15 protein-coding genes are annotated in these 17,002 nt (G+C 41.9%); 2 read left to right on the forward strand and 13 right to left on the reverse strand.

Translation table 11 applies throughout. The features are described from left to right. The first annotated feature begins 86 nt into the window (after nt 1–86). A complete protein-coding gene (locus QEP08_RS18750; RefSeq protein ID WP_285060192.1) occupies nt 87–1,064 on the forward strand; it encodes an acyltransferase family protein in 978 nt (325 codons plus the stop codon). Continuing rightward, nucleotides 1,048–2,142, forward strand: a complete 1,095-nt coding sequence (locus tag QEP08_RS18755) for an acyltransferase family protein (protein ID WP_285060193.1) — start codon at nt 1,048–1,050, stop codon at nt 2,140–2,142. The genes QEP08_RS18750 and QEP08_RS18755 overlap by 17 nt, the downstream gene beginning before the upstream one ends. 23 nt (nt 2,143–2,165) lie before the next feature. Here QEP08_RS18755 and QEP08_RS18760 read toward each other — a convergent pair whose 3' ends face one another. The 13 genes from QEP08_RS18760 to QEP08_RS18820 all read right to left on the reverse strand — a co-directional run bounded on the left by QEP08_RS18760 (nt 2,166) and on the right by QEP08_RS18820 (nt 16,932). After that, complete coding sequence (locus QEP08_RS18760) at nt 2,166–3,737, reverse strand: NHL domain-containing protein (RefSeq protein WP_285060194.1); 1,572 nt, start codon at nt 3,735–3,737, stop codon at nt 2,166–2,168. Between the two features lie 113 nt (nt 3,738–3,850). Then, nucleotides 3,851–5,317 (reverse strand): alpha-L-fucosidase, encoded by a 1,467-nt coding sequence (locus QEP08_RS18765; protein ID WP_285060195.1) that lies wholly within the window; start codon nt 5,315–5,317, stop codon nt 3,851–3,853. Nucleotides 5,318–5,381: 64 nt separating this feature from the next. Continuing rightward, nucleotides 5,382–6,965, reverse strand: coding sequence for a SusD/RagB family nutrient-binding outer membrane lipoprotein (locus QEP08_RS18770; RefSeq protein ID WP_285060196.1), 1,584 nt, complete (start codon nt 6,963–6,965; stop codon nt 5,382–5,384). A 24-nt stretch (nt 6,966–6,989) separates the two neighbouring features. Further along, nucleotides 6,990–10,313 carry a SusC/RagA family TonB-linked outer membrane protein gene (locus QEP08_RS18775; protein WP_285060197.1) on the reverse strand — a complete coding sequence of 1,108 codons (3,324 nt, stop codon included), beginning with the start codon at nt 10,311–10,313 and terminating at the stop codon, nt 6,990–6,992. Nucleotides 10,314–10,615: 302 nt separating this feature from the next. Next, nucleotides 10,616–11,806, reverse strand: a complete 1,191-nt coding sequence (locus QEP08_RS18780; protein ID WP_285060199.1) for an ROK family protein — start codon at nt 11,804–11,806, stop codon at nt 10,616–10,618. A gap of 76 nt (nt 11,807–11,882) precedes the next feature. Continuing rightward, nucleotides 11,883–12,353, reverse strand: a complete 471-nt coding sequence (locus QEP08_RS18785) for a peptidoglycan-binding protein (RefSeq protein ID WP_285060200.1) — start codon at nt 12,351–12,353, stop codon at nt 11,883–11,885. Next, a complete protein-coding gene (locus QEP08_RS18790) occupies nt 12,347–12,718 on the reverse strand; it encodes a hypothetical protein (RefSeq protein ID WP_285060201.1) in 372 nt (123 codons plus the stop codon). Before QEP08_RS18790 ends, QEP08_RS18785 begins: the two co-directional genes overlap by 7 nt. Before the next feature lie 70 nt (nt 12,719–12,788). Continuing rightward, complete coding sequence (locus tag QEP08_RS18795; RefSeq protein WP_285060202.1) at nt 12,789–13,436, reverse strand: DUF6266 family protein; 648 nt, start codon at nt 13,434–13,436, stop codon at nt 12,789–12,791. 182 nt (nt 13,437–13,618) lie between these two features. After that, complete coding sequence (locus QEP08_RS18800) at nt 13,619–14,059, reverse strand: hypothetical protein (protein WP_285060204.1); 441 nt, start codon at nt 14,057–14,059, stop codon at nt 13,619–13,621. Between the two features lie 83 nt (nt 14,060–14,142). Then, a complete protein-coding gene (locus tag QEP08_RS18805; protein WP_285060205.1) occupies nt 14,143–14,508 on the reverse strand; it encodes a hypothetical protein in 366 nt (121 codons plus the stop codon). Between the two features lie 61 nt (nt 14,509–14,569). After that, nucleotides 14,570–15,397, reverse strand: coding sequence for a hypothetical protein (locus QEP08_RS18810; RefSeq protein WP_285060207.1), 828 nt, complete (start codon nt 15,395–15,397; stop codon nt 14,570–14,572). A 100-nt stretch (nt 15,398–15,497) separates the two neighbouring features. Beyond that, on the reverse strand, nt 15,498–16,199 hold the full coding sequence (locus QEP08_RS18815; protein WP_285060208.1) for a hypothetical protein: 702 nt from the start codon (nt 16,197–16,199) through the stop codon (nt 15,498–15,500). A 496-nt stretch (nt 16,200–16,695) separates the two neighbouring features. Beyond that, nucleotides 16,696–16,932, reverse strand: a complete 237-nt coding sequence (locus tag QEP08_RS18820) for a UPF0175 family protein (protein WP_285060209.1) — start codon at nt 16,930–16,932, stop codon at nt 16,696–16,698. Nucleotides 16,933–17,002 lie beyond the last annotated feature (70 nt).

The following is a 17,002-nucleotide window of genomic DNA, read 5'->3' on the forward strand; positions in this document are numbered from 1 at the left end:
TGAACAAGCAAAAAACATGACGCTTCCTTTATTTTCGACAGAAATTTAAATGTCTCAGGTATTTTTGCCTTGCGCCTCATCAAAACATGCTAAAATCTAAAAAGCTCACAAGTCTGGAAATATTAAGAGGCATTTCCGTACTGGCTGTCTGCTTTAACCATTTCGCAAATTCGATAGCAGGAGGAACTGTATTACCCGGATTTTTTAAAGGAATTGAAAAGTATACCGTAAACAGTATTGACATCTTTTTTGTCATTTCAGGATTGGTAATTCCATATAGTCTGCACCTGGCCAGGTATACGGTAAGATCGTATTTTCAATTTGTCTACAAGCGTTTTTTACGCATGCACCCGCCGTATCTTATTGCTTTGGCGCTCACCCTGATACTTGCGGCAATTTCTTATCACCTCAGGAACCAGCCCAATCCTGAAACGCCCGTCTCAATTATTAAAAGCCTCTTCTATGCTCATGTACCAACAAGTAATCCTGTATTTTGGACCCTGCGTGTAGAAGCCGAGTATTATCTGTTTATAGGACTTTTCTTTGTTTTATTGAACCGCTATAAAAATCTGTCTGTCCTATTGGGGTTTCCTGCCCTTCTTGCGCTAAGCCTAACCCCACTGGCAGCTCACTTTATGCTGCTCCAATACATTATATTTTTCCTGATCGGCATTACAGGCTATCTAATCTATACTTCAGAAAAGAAGCCGGTACTGGAACTCATCGTTTTAACTGCACTGATCATCTTCGTCTTTATCTACAAAGGCCCCGGTTCTGCAATAGCTGCTGCGCTCACCATTGGAAGTATCATCTTTTACAAACAACCTGAACACGGGATTCTCGATTTTACGGGCAAGATCTCTTATTCACTTTATCTCATCCATTTCCCGATAGGCATCAAACTGATCAACTTACTCGAACGGCGTGTTTCACCGGACTATTATTGGATCTTGTTCATTTTGGCTTCTGTTTGCACCTATGCACTTGCGTGGCTATTCTGGAGATATATAGAAACGCCATTCGCAAAACTTTCTAAAAAGGTAAGATATGTCAGGGCAGAATAGAATAAAAAGCCTTGACGGAATAAGAGGGACTTTTATCATTATGGTATTGATTGCGCACGCATTTCAAACTACCCCCGAATTTGCTGCCAATCACAAAATCTTCGTCTATTATATTTCGGGCTTCGGACATCTTGGAGTAAGGATATTTTTTGTCATGAGCGGCTACCTGATCACCAGACTCCTGCTCAAAGAACAAGAAAAAAACGGCAAAGTAAACATCCGGGATTTTTACATCAGAAGAATGTTCAGGATTTTCCCCACATTCTTCCTTTACATCTTTGCCATCCTTCTGCTCAAATGGACCATTCTGCCCGATATCTTCACGGATTATTCGCTAATACTATTTGCTGCATTCTATCTATGGAATTATAAGCATTTGTTCATCCACGACGTAGGTGCAGAAGCAGACAAAGGAAATTGGTTTATGGGTCATTTCTGGTCGCTTTCCATGGAAGAGCAGTTTTACCTGCTCTGGCCTGTTACCTTTGTCAAATTTAAAAGACTTACGCTCATTAAAATCATTCTGGTAATAGTCGCTATCATGCCATTTCTTAGGATCGTGACCTTTCTTTTTCTTCCAAACAGCAGGCCGCATGTCAGTGAAATGCTCCATACCGGCGGCGACGCCATCATGATCGGCTGTTTGGCCGCATTGCTGGAACAAGCGCCGCAATTCAGAGAAAAATATTTCAAATACGTCGAAAATCAAAAACTCATCGTCGTAGTGATGTTCTTTCTGTTCGTGATTTCCCCGGTTCTGACCTGGTACTTGCAGGCAGCATACAATCTGACCGTCGGAATTACCTTGAACAATATCAGCATCATGTTCTTATTGTTCTGGGCCATGTACATCCCATCAAAAGCCTCCGATTTCCTCAATAAAAAATTCATTTCGCACCTTGGTATTGCCTCTTATTCATTATATGTATGGCAGCAACTTTTCCTCACAGATAAAAATGATCTCTGGGTCAACAAGTTCCCTCAAAATATATTAGTGGCCATAACAGTAGGAATGGCTTCGCATTTACTGGCAGAAAAGCCAATTCTGAAATTAAAGAATAGATTTAAGAGGATTTAAGTGCTGTAATCTAAAGCAACACCTTATTTCAACACCATTACTGAACCTGATGATTTCTGACCATCACTAAAGCTGAGCACATAGTAATAAACACCCACTGGCAACATCTGATCGTGATACACCCCATTCCAGGCCACATCATAACCTGTCCCGGATTCAAACACAATAGTGCCGCTCCGATTAAAAACAAGAACCTTGCAGCCCGGATCATTGGATAGTCCTTTTATCACCCAGGTATCATTGATCCCATCACCATTTGGAGAAAAAGCGCTTGGGATTTTTGTGGAAGCTTTAACAGATACTCCCACTTCGATCGTGACCATTGCAGTGCTGTTCCCAAGGACATTGTATCCAGTTATGGTATACACCGTTGCCGGCCAGATTTCCTGCGGAGTACCTGAAATGACACCCGTTTTGGGATCAAAAAACAGCCCGGACGGAAGCACTCTGTCAATGGTATAACCGCCTAAAGTGATTTTGCGTATCTTATGATTAAAGTAATCAGCCACATAAATGTTTTCAAATTTGTCCACCGCAATTCCCATCGGATTATTGAAGCTTGCAGACAGCAAAGGCCCGTCAGCAGAACCAAAAGTACGGTTGCCCGCAATGGTTGTCACCCTTCCATTTGCCGATACTCTTCTGATCAGGTTGTTGCTGTAGTCAGCCACATAGACATTCCCGGCACGGTCAGCAGCCAGGCCCCATGGATTTTTAAAACTTGCAGCACTGCCCTTTCCGTCATTAAACCCAGCAGTGCCGCTACCTGCTAAAGTACTTACCATCCCATCAGGCGTTATCTTCCGGATCAGGTGATTGTAATGATCAGAAACATAAATATTACCAGCATCGTCTGTAGCCACACATACCGGCACATTGAAACTTGCGTTTAACCTGGATCCATCAATTCTGCCAGTCTTGCCATTTCCGGCAAATGTCGTTACGGTTCCATCACTGGCGATCTTTCTCACCAGTGAGTTGCCGCTGTCAGCGATGTATAGATTTCCGGAAAGATCAATAGCAATCCCAACGATGTGATAAAATGTAGCAGCAGTGCCCAAGCCATCTTTTTTTCCGGTGCTGGCACTCCCCGCAAAAGTAGTTACATCCGCAGAGGAATTAATTCTACGAATCCGGCTATTGTTGGCATCAGACACAAATAGATCTCCCTTTTTATCACGCGTTATTCCAAAAGGCGCACTAAAAAAAGCCTTCCTGCCATTCCCGTCAGCGAAAGCCCCTGTACCGCCCCCTGCAATAGTGGTCACTTCGCCTTCTGGTGTGATCTTTCTGATGACACTTTTAAAAGAGTCCGCTACATACAGGTTACCATCATCATCTGTGGCAATAGAAGCAGGGTTTTGAAAAGTAGCTGAAACACCTCTTCCGTCCTGCCCACCCGGTGCACCACTCCCGGCAAAAGTACTCACCTCATTGTGGATCACCGCTGGTACAGTCCCACCTTGATTGTCAGGTACCAGTGGCGCAATCGTCCGGTTCAATATATAAATCTGTGGTGTAGCGTACCTGATCTCCGGTGGCTGTGCAGCGGCAAAGAACGGAAATAGGCAAATACAGAGCAGGAGGCGAAACATTTTAGACAATAGGACTCTTAAAAAGAAACGCTAAAAATAAGCCTTTTTGCTTGCAAGTTCAAAACAGAAACACAGAATCAAAAAATTTATCTTCTGCCCAATCAATTACAAGTCTATAGCGTCTTAAATGCAAAGGCCAGCGCCGGCAAATCTGAAGGAAGATTTTTAGGTAACCATACCCTTGTCTCCTTCCCAACTTGCCCCCATTTCATTGGTTGACCGGTCTGAAGTAAAATAACTTTCGAACCCCTCAGCGGCACATTACCTTTCCAGCTCACATATTCAGCACTTGCCTGCCCCGCCTTCAGGCAGATCAACGCATATTTTGTCCTTCCATCCTTCGACTGTGTAAACCAGGTATCGCCATCATGGTACTCTTTCGTAATCCGGGTGTTATAGATCGCCTTACCATTTACGTTAAGCCATTTTCCAATCTCTTCGAGCCGTTGGATCGCTTCAGCAGGAACCGTCCCGTCAGCCTTAGGCCCCACGCCCAGAAGCAGGCTTCCGCCCTTTGCCACAATTTCGATCAGACTGTGGATCACTTGTCCCGCTGGTTTATATTGTTCATTATTTACGAAGCCCCAGGCACCGCCAAGCGTAATACAGCTTTCCCAGGGATGGTCCAGCTGTCCTTCCGGAATCTTTTGCTCAGGCGTCTGGTAGTTTTCGTATGGGCCATGCACCGTTCTGTCTACAACCAGAAGACCAGGCTGCGCCTCTCTTGCCATACTGGCAATTTTCGGTATGTCAATATCCTGGCTCCAGGCCGGGATAGCTGCACCCCAGGCACGTACTTCATCATTTACACTTTCCAATGGCCTTACCCAACCCCCATCAAGCCAAAGAATATCCATACTCCCATAGTTGTGCATCAATTCACTAATCTGATTATAAGTATAGTCTTTGAACTTATTCCATCTCCAGGGATGTTTGCGCAGGTCATAATTGTTGTTCCTGTCTGCCGTCGCATATTTGGGCCACCAGTAATATTCGGAGTGCCAGTCCGGTTTAGAAAAATAAGCACCGATCATAAAGCCCTCCTTTCTAAAAGCATCAAAGACGTATTTGGCCACGTCCTTTTTCGGATTACCGGCAAACGGTCCCTTAGCAATGCTATAATCAGAAGTTTTCGTATCAAACATGGCAAAACCATCATGGTGCTTGGTCGTAAAAACCAGGTATTTCATCCCCGCATCTTTACCGGCTTTGGCCCAGACCGACGGATCAAACTTAACCGGATTAAAATCCTTGCTCAAGCCAAAGTACCATTTCTTATAGTCGTCATAGCTTTTAGTGCTGTCGCGTTCTATCCAGTCTTCAGAACACACCGACCAGGATTCAATAATCCCCGGAACAGCATAGATGCCCCAGTGAATGATCATACCAAATTTCTGGTCCTGCCATTTGTCCAGCCTGGCCTTTACCAATGGGTCGGCCGGCCATTCATAGGTCGAAGATTGCTGATGCAGATTGCCCTGGGCAGAACCGCGTTTTGGAAAAATCAGGAGAAACAGCAAGACAAGGACCGCAATCAAAAGCTTGAAAAATGACCACTTGTTGTGAATAGAAAATAACATAAATACAATTTAAATAAAAAGTGCGGCATGTTCTGCCGCACTTCAGGTTAAAATTTAGGAATTGTTAGTTTACGTCCCAGAAAATTTTGGTCTGCAAATTGTCTTTAGCCTGAACCGTCTGGTAATTGGCCGTATTGTACGTTGCTTCAGCAGATGGATACAACCACCTATTAGGTGGGGTCTTCTGTGCACTCGAGTTATCCGTCTGGAAACTTAAAGCAGGCAAATCCAATCTTCGTACTTCCGACCAATTTTCCAAAGGCTGGACTACGCTGTAATGAAGCCATTTTTGTGTCGCAATTAGATTAAGTTTGGCAATTGTTACACCAGACCATGCAATTGTAGCGTTTGACTTATAAGCATTTATTTGAGTTGCATTTGTCGGGGTTAATGCACCGGCAGTATTGTTATTGCTTAATGTCCGCAACCAATAATAATAATTTATAGATTGTTCAATTCCAGTCTCATATGAAGTTTTTGCAGCTGCGTCATTTCCGGCTTTCAAATAATATTCCGCTAATAAATACTGAACCTCTGCCGCTGTAATTAGTATACCTGGAAAATATTGATTACGGCTTATCGTAGACCGGTTGTAAATCGCCAGCGTTCCACCGGCTATCAGAGCTGTTTGAGCGGTTGCGTCGAGAGCAGGATCCAAGCCAATGTAATTGCCGCCAGCATTGACTCCCGGCTCAAACATAGCCCGTAATCTTGGGTCAGCAGTGGTTTTCATCAGGTCAATCATTTTCTTACCAGCAATATTACCATTCCAGTCTTCAAGTCCTGTTTGGAAGCCTTTGGCATTGATATCACTGCTCAAATCATAAACCTTTAGCATAATATTATCATCGTTACTTGCCACCAGGGGATATTTCGACGGGTTGCCTAGAATCTCAGCGATTTCCGCATTAGCTCTGGCTGTAAAATTGGCCTTAGAAGAAGCACGCGTGAGCATACGTAATCTCAAAGAATTACAATATTTCCGCCATAACAATATGTTTCCTTTATTAATCAAATCTTGTGTCTTGAACTCTTCCAACAGTCCAGGATTAATGTTGATAGCAGGTAGTTCATCTGAAAATTTCTTCAGATCATCCAACATAATGGAATAAATCTCTTCTGCATTCTGATATTTTGCATAGGAATTGCCATATGCACCACCATTTGTGCTTAACTTACCCGCATCAGCCCATGGAATATCTCCATGCAGATCAACTACTTTTTGACTATGATCATAAAAATAAATAGCTGCACTAATCATATAAATTTTGTTGTCGATTTGTTCAGCCGGGGTTAAGTTACCATAGATTTTCTGCAGTTCGCGATACTGCGCTAAAAAACTGTAATAATTGTTCCATCGATCTGTAGCAGCTGCTGCACCGGGCACATACTGACCGATTGCATTGGTCCAGCCTACATTTTGAGTGTATATATTAGTTGTTAATCGTAATACAACGAAATAATTCCAATATGAGGGTACCACATATTCACGATTCGTATAAACCATCCCGCTAAATTGTTTTCCCACTGTACTGTTAACGACTTTTGATGGATCCCTGTATGCATCCTCAAAACTCGATTTTTTGCAAGAGACGGTCAACACACCTGGCATCAACATCATTGCTATATATAATATTTTCTTTTTCATTTTTTCTAGTTTTACTGATTAGTCCTAAAATCCTGCCCTTAGCATTACTCCGTAAGTTCTCGTAGCTGGGTTTGATCCCGCATTATTAACTGTCTGCCACCATCTTGAACCGCCAGTCATCTGTTCAGGATCCAGATCTTTCAGTGTCCTGTACACAAAGAAAAGATTGCGGCCGAAAGCGGAAACCTGTAAATTCTTTGCGCCTATCTTGCTCGCTATTGAGGCAGGTAGTTTATAACCCAAGTTAATTTCCCTCATTTTCACATAGTTATTTTTCTTCACGTATAATTCGTAACGAGAATAACTATATTGTGGGCCTCCCCAATTATAGGTTTGTGTATAGTAAAAAGCCTGTGAGATTACATTGGTATTCGGCTGACCGTTTTCAAGCACACCCTGAATCAGCATCCCATCATGGTAGACCGTTTGGCCTCCCGGTCCCTGTGCTGCGTTTGTCTGAACGCCCTTTCCGTTTGCATCTCTGTAATAACTTATACCCCCATGTTCTGCGTCCATATTGGTTAAGCTTTCCTCCAGCAATCCCCTGCTAATCATCCAGTTGACACCAGTTGGCATAACCGAACCACCTAGACGGAAGTCAAGTAATACATCCAATGACAAATTCTTATAGTGGAAATTATTTATAAATCCGCCAACCACTTTAGGCATCACATTTCCCGCTTTAACCAGGTTGTTCGCATCAATCTGGTAGAGGCCGTCGCTGTTAACTAATTCCTGACCTGCCGCATTTTTCTGTATAGGATGCACATAAAGGTCCCCCATAGGCTGCCCAACGACAGACTTTAAGACTGCTGCATTTCCATCATAGTCAGCATGCTGCAACTCCGTCGACCCATTAGCAAGTTTCTCGACAACATTTTTATTGCTTGAGAAATTTATAGTGCTGTTCCACCCAAAATTAGCTGACTTAATCGGAGTACCGCTAAACGCAACCTCAATTCCCTGGTTGCGCAATGTTCCAACATTGGCGTATATTGATGAAGCACCAGACGTCATAGGGAGAGTCAACGGCAGAATCTGATTGATAACCTGAGCATTATAATACGAAACATCCAAACCCAGACGTCCTTTTAAAAACTTCATTTCTAAACCAAATTCATATTCTTTTTTGCGCTCAGGCTCTATAAATTCATTCCCATAAGCACTCGGAATAATACTGTATAAAACTGAACTTCCTCCCTGAGCTCCCAAAGTATTTTGGGTATAAGCCACGTTAGACTCATATATTCCGGGGTAGTTACCAACAATACCAAATGAAGCTCTCAACTTACCGTAACTGATAAATGCAGGCATGGGTAAAGCATCGGAGAAAACAAATCCAGAATTTACAGAAGGATAAACGAAGCTATTGGCCCTTGGATTCATCGTTGATGTCCTGTCACGGCGAATCGTTCCTTCCACAAACAGATAATCTTTGTAACTTGCGCCCACCGTGCCTAGAATTGCATCCTTAACAAGATTTCTTCGAAAATTATATCTGTCATTTGAGCCAACCCTGTTTACAGAAGCCTTTAAGTCAAACCAATTTTCTACACTTAACCCGTCAGTTGTCTGGCTTTGCAATGAAGTATAAGTTTCCCTGGTTGCCGTGTAGCCGCCCAGCAGACTTAAAGTCAAGTCATTTGTGACTTTCCTGGTGTAAGTCAATAAGGCATCCCCATATAAAATATTTCCCCTATAACTAGAAAAAGCAAACGAACCACTATTTGCGAAAGCCAGCGGTCTTTCATTGGGATTCTTATTTTCAATTTTAGTTGATGTCATATCCGCCGAAGTCCTCACCCGCAATTTTAAGTCATCAATGATCTGCCAGGTATTTGTCAAACTACCAATGACCCTGTCACTGAACTCGTTTTCTATATTCTCCCTTACATTCCAGACGTAATCTGCAACATCTGCTTTAAAACCAGGATAGATAATGTTTTCAGAAGGAGTTACACTTTGATTCTGGTCAGTTACATATTTGTACCCGCGACTGGTCTTATATTTATTATAATACCATTCAGGATTATCAAACCGGCTGATCATTCCCGTAAAGTTATTGATCATACGGTCAGTCATAAAAGGACGATTATGGGTATACTGATTAATATAATTCACCATTACATCTGTAGTAAACTTTTTGCCAAGTTTGAATGAACTATTTAAGTTGGCAATGTTCTTTTCATTCTTTGCCCCGTAGCTGACACCTTCATTATCTTGTCTGGTTAAAGAAAAACGGATGTTAGAATTTTCACCGCTATTGGCCACAGCAACATTTATATTAGAATTATGCGCGGTTTGAAAAAAATCAGCGAAATTATCGGTTTGGGCAGCGTATGGCCTTATCATACCATCCCAAGTCAATGTCGGCTGATTATCAAATTTAGGACCGTAGTTTAACGTGAAGGCACCTACCCCACGCGTTTCTTTAGATCCGTTACCATCTAAATCCTGATAAACGAATCCGTCAGGAGCAGTTGCCACCGTAGTTAACCAAGGTTGTGTTCCTGGACCTCTTACATTCTGGTATCTTGGCAGGTATGCAACTTTATCGGCGGAATAATTGGCATTTACATCTACCGAGAATCCGCTCTTTCCTTTTCCGCTCTTAGTAGTAATTAATACAACACCGTTAACAGCTTCCGAACCATACAATGCCGCGGCCGAAGCGCCCTTTAAAATTGACACGCTTTCAATATCCTCAGGATTGATATCAAGAAGACCATTACCCCTCATACGCTGATCGCCCCAATAATCATTGTTATTAAATTCTCCATCTCGAATAGGAACACCATCCAAGACAATTAGCGGTTGCGTTTTATTTGTGATAGAGTTTACTCCTCGAATATTGATATTCACTCCACTCGTAGCACCCCCGGTAGCCGAAGCAATCCTCACACCCGGAGCTTTACCATACAATGCAGAAGCAAAATTGGTTGCACCAGCCTGCGTAATGTCCTTGCCGGAAACCGTATTCACCGCATAACCCAGGGCCTTCGACTCACGTTTCACACCCAAAGCCGTTACCACCACCTCAGACAATGCATTCGCGTCTTCCACAAGCGATACATCTAAAGACCCCGAGGTACCCACTGTTACTTCTTTCGTGACCAATCCGATTGAACTAAATGTCAAAACACTCCCGGGTTTTACAGTGATGGAGTAAATTCCCGCAGCATTAGATGAAGTTCCGTTTTTAGTCCCCTTTTCATGGACGCTCACCCCTGGCAGCGGCAGTCCTGACTGATCCGTTACCTTTCCGGTAACTGTTTGTTGTGCATAGGAGACTGTTGTTATGCATGTGCATAACAACAGCACCAAACACCCTAAGTAGAAATGTTTCATGGTTATTTAAGTTTAGTTTGTCAGAATATAATTGCTAAGAAGCCCCTACATCCAAAAATTAAGTTTTTAGTTAGGCTAAACTTAAAATATTTTTTCAAAGAAACCTAGAAACTTTATAAATTATTTTTTAACTAGCCAATACTTTTACACTAAAAGCATTTAGCATTCTAAAAAAGAGTGATTATTTTAAAAAGAGAATGACGAAATCATAGAAAAACAGCCTCTGAATGGCATACAGAGAACTTGTCAACGTTATATTTCCATCGGAATAACGTCGTTATTTCAATAAAATTGAAATAAAACTAAGAGAACTGGCAGTTTTCCACCACCAATATCGCAGCACCAAGCAGCTCAGATTTTATGCCAAGCTGAGAGACAGAAATGGTCGTCTGCTCGGCCAGCATCGGGATACAAAATTCGTTAATGGCTTGCTGTACTGGCGCCATCAGGATCTTACCTGCTATGGAACCGCGGCCTCCGAGCACAATAACCTGTGGGTTCATGATATGGATCAGTGTAGCAATACCCTTGCCGATCAGCAGACCTGCTTCTGAAAGTATAGATACCGCCAGCGGATCACCTGCTTTCGCAGCATCAAGAAAATGATCACCGGCAGATTTTCTATCGTCAGCAAACAGATCCTGCAATCTTGAACTCACCCCTTTGGCCATCTCCGCCTTAGCTTTGTCTACCAGCACCAAAAGAGAAGTATCTACTTCAAGGCAACCGCGTTTGCCACAAGAGCAGATCTTATTATTTTGAGAAATGGGAATATGGCTAAACTCTCCCGCATATCCGCTATGACCTCTGAACAAACTCCCGTTAATGACCATGCCCAGGCCAATACCCCAGCCAATATTGACCACCAGCAGATCACTTGCCGCTTTGCCTGCACCAAATCTCATTTCCGCAAGAGCAACAAGGCTCGAGTCATTGTCGATCATCACCGGCAAAGAAAGCTCCTTGCTCAGGTAATCCCTTAACCCCACATTGCCCTTCAATTTAAAGAAAGTGTGATTTAAGCCCAGTTCCGCATTTACAAAGCCCGGCATTCCTATTCCGACGCCCAGAATCTGTTCCTGTGGAATTCCTGAACTCAAAATATAATCCTTTAAGAAATCCACCAGGCTTTTAACCAGAGCAGGATCATCAGAAAGAGGCAAGCTAAAAGACGCTTCCTCTACCTTGATGTTGTTGTGCAGATCATAGATTGCAGTTCGCGTAACCAATTGATCCATAGCCACTGCAACAATATATTTTTGTTTATCTTTGTTGAGCAGGAATGTAGAAGCTCTCCGTCCGCCTGTAGAAGGCGCAAGTCCGGACTCCAGAATATACCCCTCCTGCAACAAATCATTGACAGCAGTAGTGACCAGCGGCAAGCTCTTTGCAGTCAGCCTGCTCAAATCCGGCAAGGTGAGCAGCCGATTCAAGTACAATTGCTTGATCACATCACGGCGAAGCTGGCGGTATTTCTTTAGAGTTGCTGTCAATTCATCTGGATTATATATCCAAACATATAAAATTTTATATTAATTACATCATTCTTCGTAAATATTTTACGAAGCGCTAGCGTGTCCAATCTGCTATGCTACGAATCGCTCTTCTGTGCCGCATCCTGCGATAAACACCATCACCTTCCCGGCTGCCAGCAATATTGGTATTTGCTTCGATGGTCCCCAGCCAATCTCCTCTAGAGTTTTCAATAAATCCGCAATGCCCTATCCTTTTTAAAGCCGGGAAATAAATGCCAAATACATTGCCCGAAACAGCAACCTTTACCAACCGGTCATTCGGAAATAAAGCCGGCGACCAGCCGGTACGTGGCGCATCAAAGCCAGCCTGCTCAAAAACAAAGCTTACAAAGGCAGCACAATAGGGCTGACCTTTTTTTAATCCTGCACACGCCAGGTATTGCTCAACCCGCTTTCCATCATTATTACCGGTAGTTTCCCGAACGCCCAGTTCAGTCCGCGCCAATTCGATCAGCTTCTTCCTCAACACCGCATCATCGCTCTTTGCCTGATCAATGTCTAGCAAATGGCGATTAAACAACCCACCCCAGCCATTAAAAGCAAAGCAAACCACAAGTAGAAATACCCTAACTGCTGCCATAATTCAAGTCCGTTAAATTGTGAAACCATATTCCTTGCAGTAGGCAGGCCGAAAATGACCCAATAGCGCTGCAAAAGCCACCATACCACACCCACCATCATCAAAAAAACGATGAAACTCAGCAAGATCAGTAGCCAGATGTTAGGGTCTATATAACCCACCGTCGCATCATTAAACCGTACAGCCCGCTGCATCAACGGCCACAGCAAAAGCAGCAACCCCAGAAGGAATCCGCCATGAGGGATATTCCTCACCGCAGCGCTCCCTAAATTTATATTCAATATTTTCATAACACATGATTTAAAAATTGATTCATCAAAAGCGGCTCCGGTTCAATCGCTCTCCCCGGAGCTACTTTCATCACATTACCACTGTTGCTCCCAGATAGTAACTCTCAGAAACCAGATTTTTGGTTGTCACAGAATTAAAACTCAGGTAGCAATGCACATTGTCGCCGCTGAAGTTAGCAGGCAGCACAAAATCATACTGCATCGCAGATCTTGCCACTACATTCTTCACACTGACAAACTTAGTCTTCGACGGATTGTACACCATCAACGTCAGCCGGTCAGTCGCATTCTGAAACTGGTCATCAGTACCCAGATTGCTCCAGCTGATGTCCAGCTGCGCATCTACCGTAGTTGCCATTGCGATGTTGTCCGGTAGCGTCAGCTTACCACGGCTATACTTTACCTTCGGATAATCAATGGTAAAATTAGGCGCAACACCAGTGATGGCATTGTTCAGGTGATAAGACACCGCCACATTCATGGCCGTTTCCACTCCACTAAGTGCTTTATAACCCACTTCAATCAACGGACCGATCCAGCTCAGAAAGCCGGTAATGAGCCCAAACCTCGCACGCTGGTTCAGCTGATCTTCGGTTGGCGGCTTGTTGCTTTTACGTGGTAAGCCTTTGATCACGTCTAGTGAGCGCCAGTAAGCTCCGATTACTGACCCCGTTTTCTTGCGGAATCCACCCAGGATCCCTTGTCTGATAATTCCCATTTTGTTAAGAATTTAAAAAATTAATAAATCTGTTAATTCGACATGCGATCCGAAAACCTTCAGCTAAGCTTCCCGGGAGCTAAGCATCAGATCTGAGCAGCATGACAATACAAATGGAAAAAATATAGACAGCCTGTGGCAGTCCCCCGGGTACGGGACCCACTATGAAAAAGCCCCTGTAATTAGTCTTTGAATTCTATACTCCAGTTCATTTTTTGCAGGTCAGCTATTGTAAGTTCGTAAGTTTTTAAATTATGGTGCTGGCGTTCTAATTCAGCCGGATCCGTATTTTCCAGCATATTAGCATCAAGAACAACTATATAGATCTTACCTTGACTGGCTTCGCCAATTTCCTCTTCGGCACAGCCCCTAAAATAGAAGCCATCTGGCTTCCCGCTCTGAATTTCGCCCATAGTGAACTTATAATTTGCCTGGTCATACTTTATAACCTGGTAGAAGTTTGCAGTAAAAAGGCCAGACGAAGAGTCAAAACACCCAGCATAAATATCACGTGAAGATCCATTTTTAAACTTAATCTTATGATGACAATTTTCAGTTTCTTTCTTGCACTTCATCGAAGTAAAAAGACACAACACTATTGCAGTAACAAAGATCGTTCTCATTTTTTCTTTATATTATCATTTTGAATTCCTGAATTGATAAGTCCCCATTAATATGGTCAGATTGATTTATGAATGATTTATATTTAATAATTTTCAAAAATCAACTGATCGCTCTTCGAGTTAAATTTCAGATGCAATGTGTCTGCTTCATTATTGGCCGGGTAAGATTTAATTTTCTTTATGTAAATCCGCTCGTCATCTGCAGGAGACTTAATTATCCAATTATGACGAGCCGCAATACTATCAAGAGTAACAAACGGAGCGGTATAAGGCTTGTTTAATTTATAACTAAACCATAATGATCCAAGGTCAATATCATGCGATCCCTCAAACTCTTTATGACCTAGAATGAAGGGCTGTATTTCGGGATAGTTCTTTAAATTATCTTCTGTAACCTTCAGTTGGTCGCATCCGACTAGCACAACCCAAATGTATATCCATTTTTTCATATTTAACAAAAGTTACTGATAGAATACAGGTGACGTCAAAAAATGGATATTTCAGGGAAACTTAAGGATTTTTGGTAATCTCAGTTAGTATAAATGTTCCTTCCTTGCTAATTGTTATGGTCAACTTTGTGCTTTCGCTAATTAACTTATAACCATCACCAAATGTGGAAACCGTACAATCAGGGATTGCCTGAAGTATGTCAGCTTTAACAGCATCAAGATCTACCGGCCTAAGTGGCTCATAACCATTCAACACAATAATCGACTGAAGCTTCAACGATGTTTTATCATACAATGGAAAAATAAGGCCGTACAAGCCGTCAATCTGAATAAATTCCTGGGCCTTATTCCTATAATCGAGGCTACTACCATTGTTTAATTCGGATCGGTTTGTTATCGGTCGCACAATTTTCGATCTGACTGGAATTGTGTCTAGGTAAGAATAATTCATACCATCCCACCAGGTTAACAGTTTTCTATCTTTCAGCGCGATGATCTCAATTTTACCTTTTTGTTGCTGACCATTTTCATAGAAGAATGTATACACATAACTATTTAATGACTCCGAAAGTGCATTTGTCTTAAATTTGAACGCCTTGCCATCATAATTCCTCGAGTCAATACTTAGGTTAGCAGCTTCATAAATTACGCCACTACTTGAGGACACTTGAAATTTATTAATCTTTACATCTTCTAACCCTTCACTTGCTCCAAATTTGAATGAAGCAGTTAATGAGATTTCAGCTTGCTCACCTTTAACATAGGTCGTATTGTCAAACTGGATAAATATCGAAGGCTTTTTAAATGACTTTAGCTCAGGATTGTGGGATTCCTTTTTTGCACAGTAAGAAAAAAACAAAGGCAAAATTAGGAGATATAGTTTTTTCATTTTATGATAAATTAAGATCCAACCCTTTACCACACAGATACTAGGGCATTATTGTACAATTATTCTTATTGGCTCTCCAAAAAAGGGCGACAGATGAGCTCTACAAATTTAACATATCCCGGATAAACGTTGACCTTAAGACTCCACCACTTTTCAGAGGGAGTGCTACCGCTAGTAACGCATAACTGCCTTTATGCAAAAGCAAAACATTTATCGGAATAGGCTTATTATCATGCACAGATTTAAAGACCATATCAATGACTCCCTTTGGTTCATATCGGAAGGTAGACTTCGTGGCTAAAAAATTAATATTTATCAACCTATCCCTTTCGACAACTTGAGTAGTAAGTTTTTCATCAAATGTAATTATTAAATTTTCTACGGACGAGAAAGGATGAGAAGAATATAAAAAGCTTTCAGACCCTGAATAGGCAACACCTGGAGACTGACTCAATGACCGCTTTTCGAGTTTAACGAATTCGCCAAACCGAACGCCTTTTTTTAAATCAATCTTATGTAGCATAATGTGAGTACCCTGATAAGCAATCACTAAATAATTGGACTTAGACCGGGTTGAAAAATTATCTACGACTTCTGCACTTTGAAGAATATCCTTTTTTAAAAACGAAAGATAAAATTTGCTATACTTTTCGTTCCTAATCGCTACTTCTTTCTCATCCAGGGTCGATTCTCTTAAAAATTGTATCCCTGGCATCAAACACCCACGGACAACTAATCCTCCTAATACTATTAAGCATAGTATTCGAAAAATCAACACTTTTTTCTTCCCGTCAATATACATATTCTATAATTTATCATCTGTTCCTAATTTAACATTATAAGCTTAGATAATTTATCAATTTCGGAATCGATACTATCTAAAAAAATATTCTGGGGATAGGGAATACACCGTATAGCTGATTTTACGAATCACTATAACATGGCGTGGTTTTTCCATAGCTATTTCTACACCCTGAATTCCTGTTATTAAGGAAGATGACTTGGATCGCCTTCGTTCCCGCCGAGCCATTAAGATCAATTGCATATTTAACCGTGCAAATTCAACATTAAATATTAAATTTGCACAATGATTCCAAGAAGAATAGAAAAGCAAGTAAAAGAAGCACTTAGCCGAAGTGCAATCCTGAATCCGTACCACCAACAATCAATCATATAATCAACAAATATTATAATGTTGTCAAATGGTCGTGACTATATTTTTAAATGTTTCACGCAGTACCTCGAAGGCCCCGATCTTATCTAAGGTAATGAAACAACTGGAGTCAGTAATGATAACACTATATTCCCGAGATCCTGTCAAGCTCATCTTTTAAGTCTTCGGCAGAATAATTCAGAAGAGAAACGCCATAGTCACTTAGCAATTCCGCAAATGTACGTTTGGTTAATCTTGCCATATCCGCAGCTTGCCCCAAAGAAAGTTTCCCTGACTCATATAATTTAGCCGCGACGAACCTTATAGTATCATTTTGATACTCCGCCAGGCTGTCAGGAACTTCCAATGTTATAGTAGTCATGAATCAAAGATAAGAAATGTCTAGTCTACCACCAAAATTGAAGAAGAACCAGTTTCGCTGAAATACCCAC

The organism is Pedobacter ginsengisoli, from assembly GCF_030244015.1.
GTDB lineage: Bacteria > Bacteroidota > Bacteroidia > Sphingobacteriales > Sphingobacteriaceae > Pedobacter > Pedobacter ginsengisoli.

Bases quoted from the DNA above. Each gene is read 5' to 3' on its own strand.
- QEP08_RS18750 (WP_285060192.1), top strand. From the start codon at position 87: ATGCTAAAATCTAAAAAGCTCACAAGTCTGGAAATATTAAGAGGCATT.
- QEP08_RS18755 (WP_285060193.1), top strand. From the start codon at position 1,048: ATGTCAGGGCAGAATAGAATAAAAAGCCTTGACGGAATAAGAGGGACT.
- QEP08_RS18760 (WP_285060194.1), bottom strand. From the start codon at position 3,737: ATGTTTCGCCTCCTGCTCTGTATTTGCCTATTTCCGTTCTTTGCCGCT.
- QEP08_RS18765 (WP_285060195.1), bottom strand. From the start codon at position 5,317: ATGTTATTTTCTATTCACAACAAGTGGTCATTTTTCAAGCTTTTGATT.
- QEP08_RS18770 (WP_285060196.1), bottom strand. From the start codon at position 6,965: ATGAAAAAGAAAATATTATATATAGCAATGATGTTGATGCCAGGTGTG.
- QEP08_RS18775 (WP_285060197.1), bottom strand. From the start codon at position 10,313: ATGAAACATTTCTACTTAGGGTGTTTGGTGCTGTTGTTATGCACATGC.
- QEP08_RS18790 (WP_285060201.1), bottom strand. From the start codon at position 12,718: ATGAAAATATTGAATATAAATTTAGGGAGCGCTGCGGTGAGGAATATC.
- QEP08_RS18795 (WP_285060202.1), bottom strand. From the start codon at position 13,436: ATGGGAATTATCAGACAAGGGATCCTGGGTGGATTCCGCAAGAAAACG.
- QEP08_RS18800 (WP_285060204.1), bottom strand. From the start codon at position 14,059: ATGAGAACGATCTTTGTTACTGCAATAGTGTTGTGTCTTTTTACTTCG.
- QEP08_RS18805 (WP_285060205.1), bottom strand. From the start codon at position 14,508: ATGAAAAAATGGATATACATTTGGGTTGTGCTAGTCGGATGCGACCAA.
- QEP08_RS18810 (WP_285060207.1), bottom strand. From the start codon at position 15,397: ATGAAAAAACTATATCTCCTAATTTTGCCTTTGTTTTTTTCTTACTGT.
- QEP08_RS18815 (WP_285060208.1), bottom strand. From the start codon at position 16,199: ATGTATATTGACGGGAAGAAAAAAGTGTTGATTTTTCGAATACTATGC.
- QEP08_RS18820 (WP_285060209.1), bottom strand. From the start codon at position 16,932: ATGACTACTATAACATTGGAAGTTCCTGACAGCCTGGCGGAGTATCAA.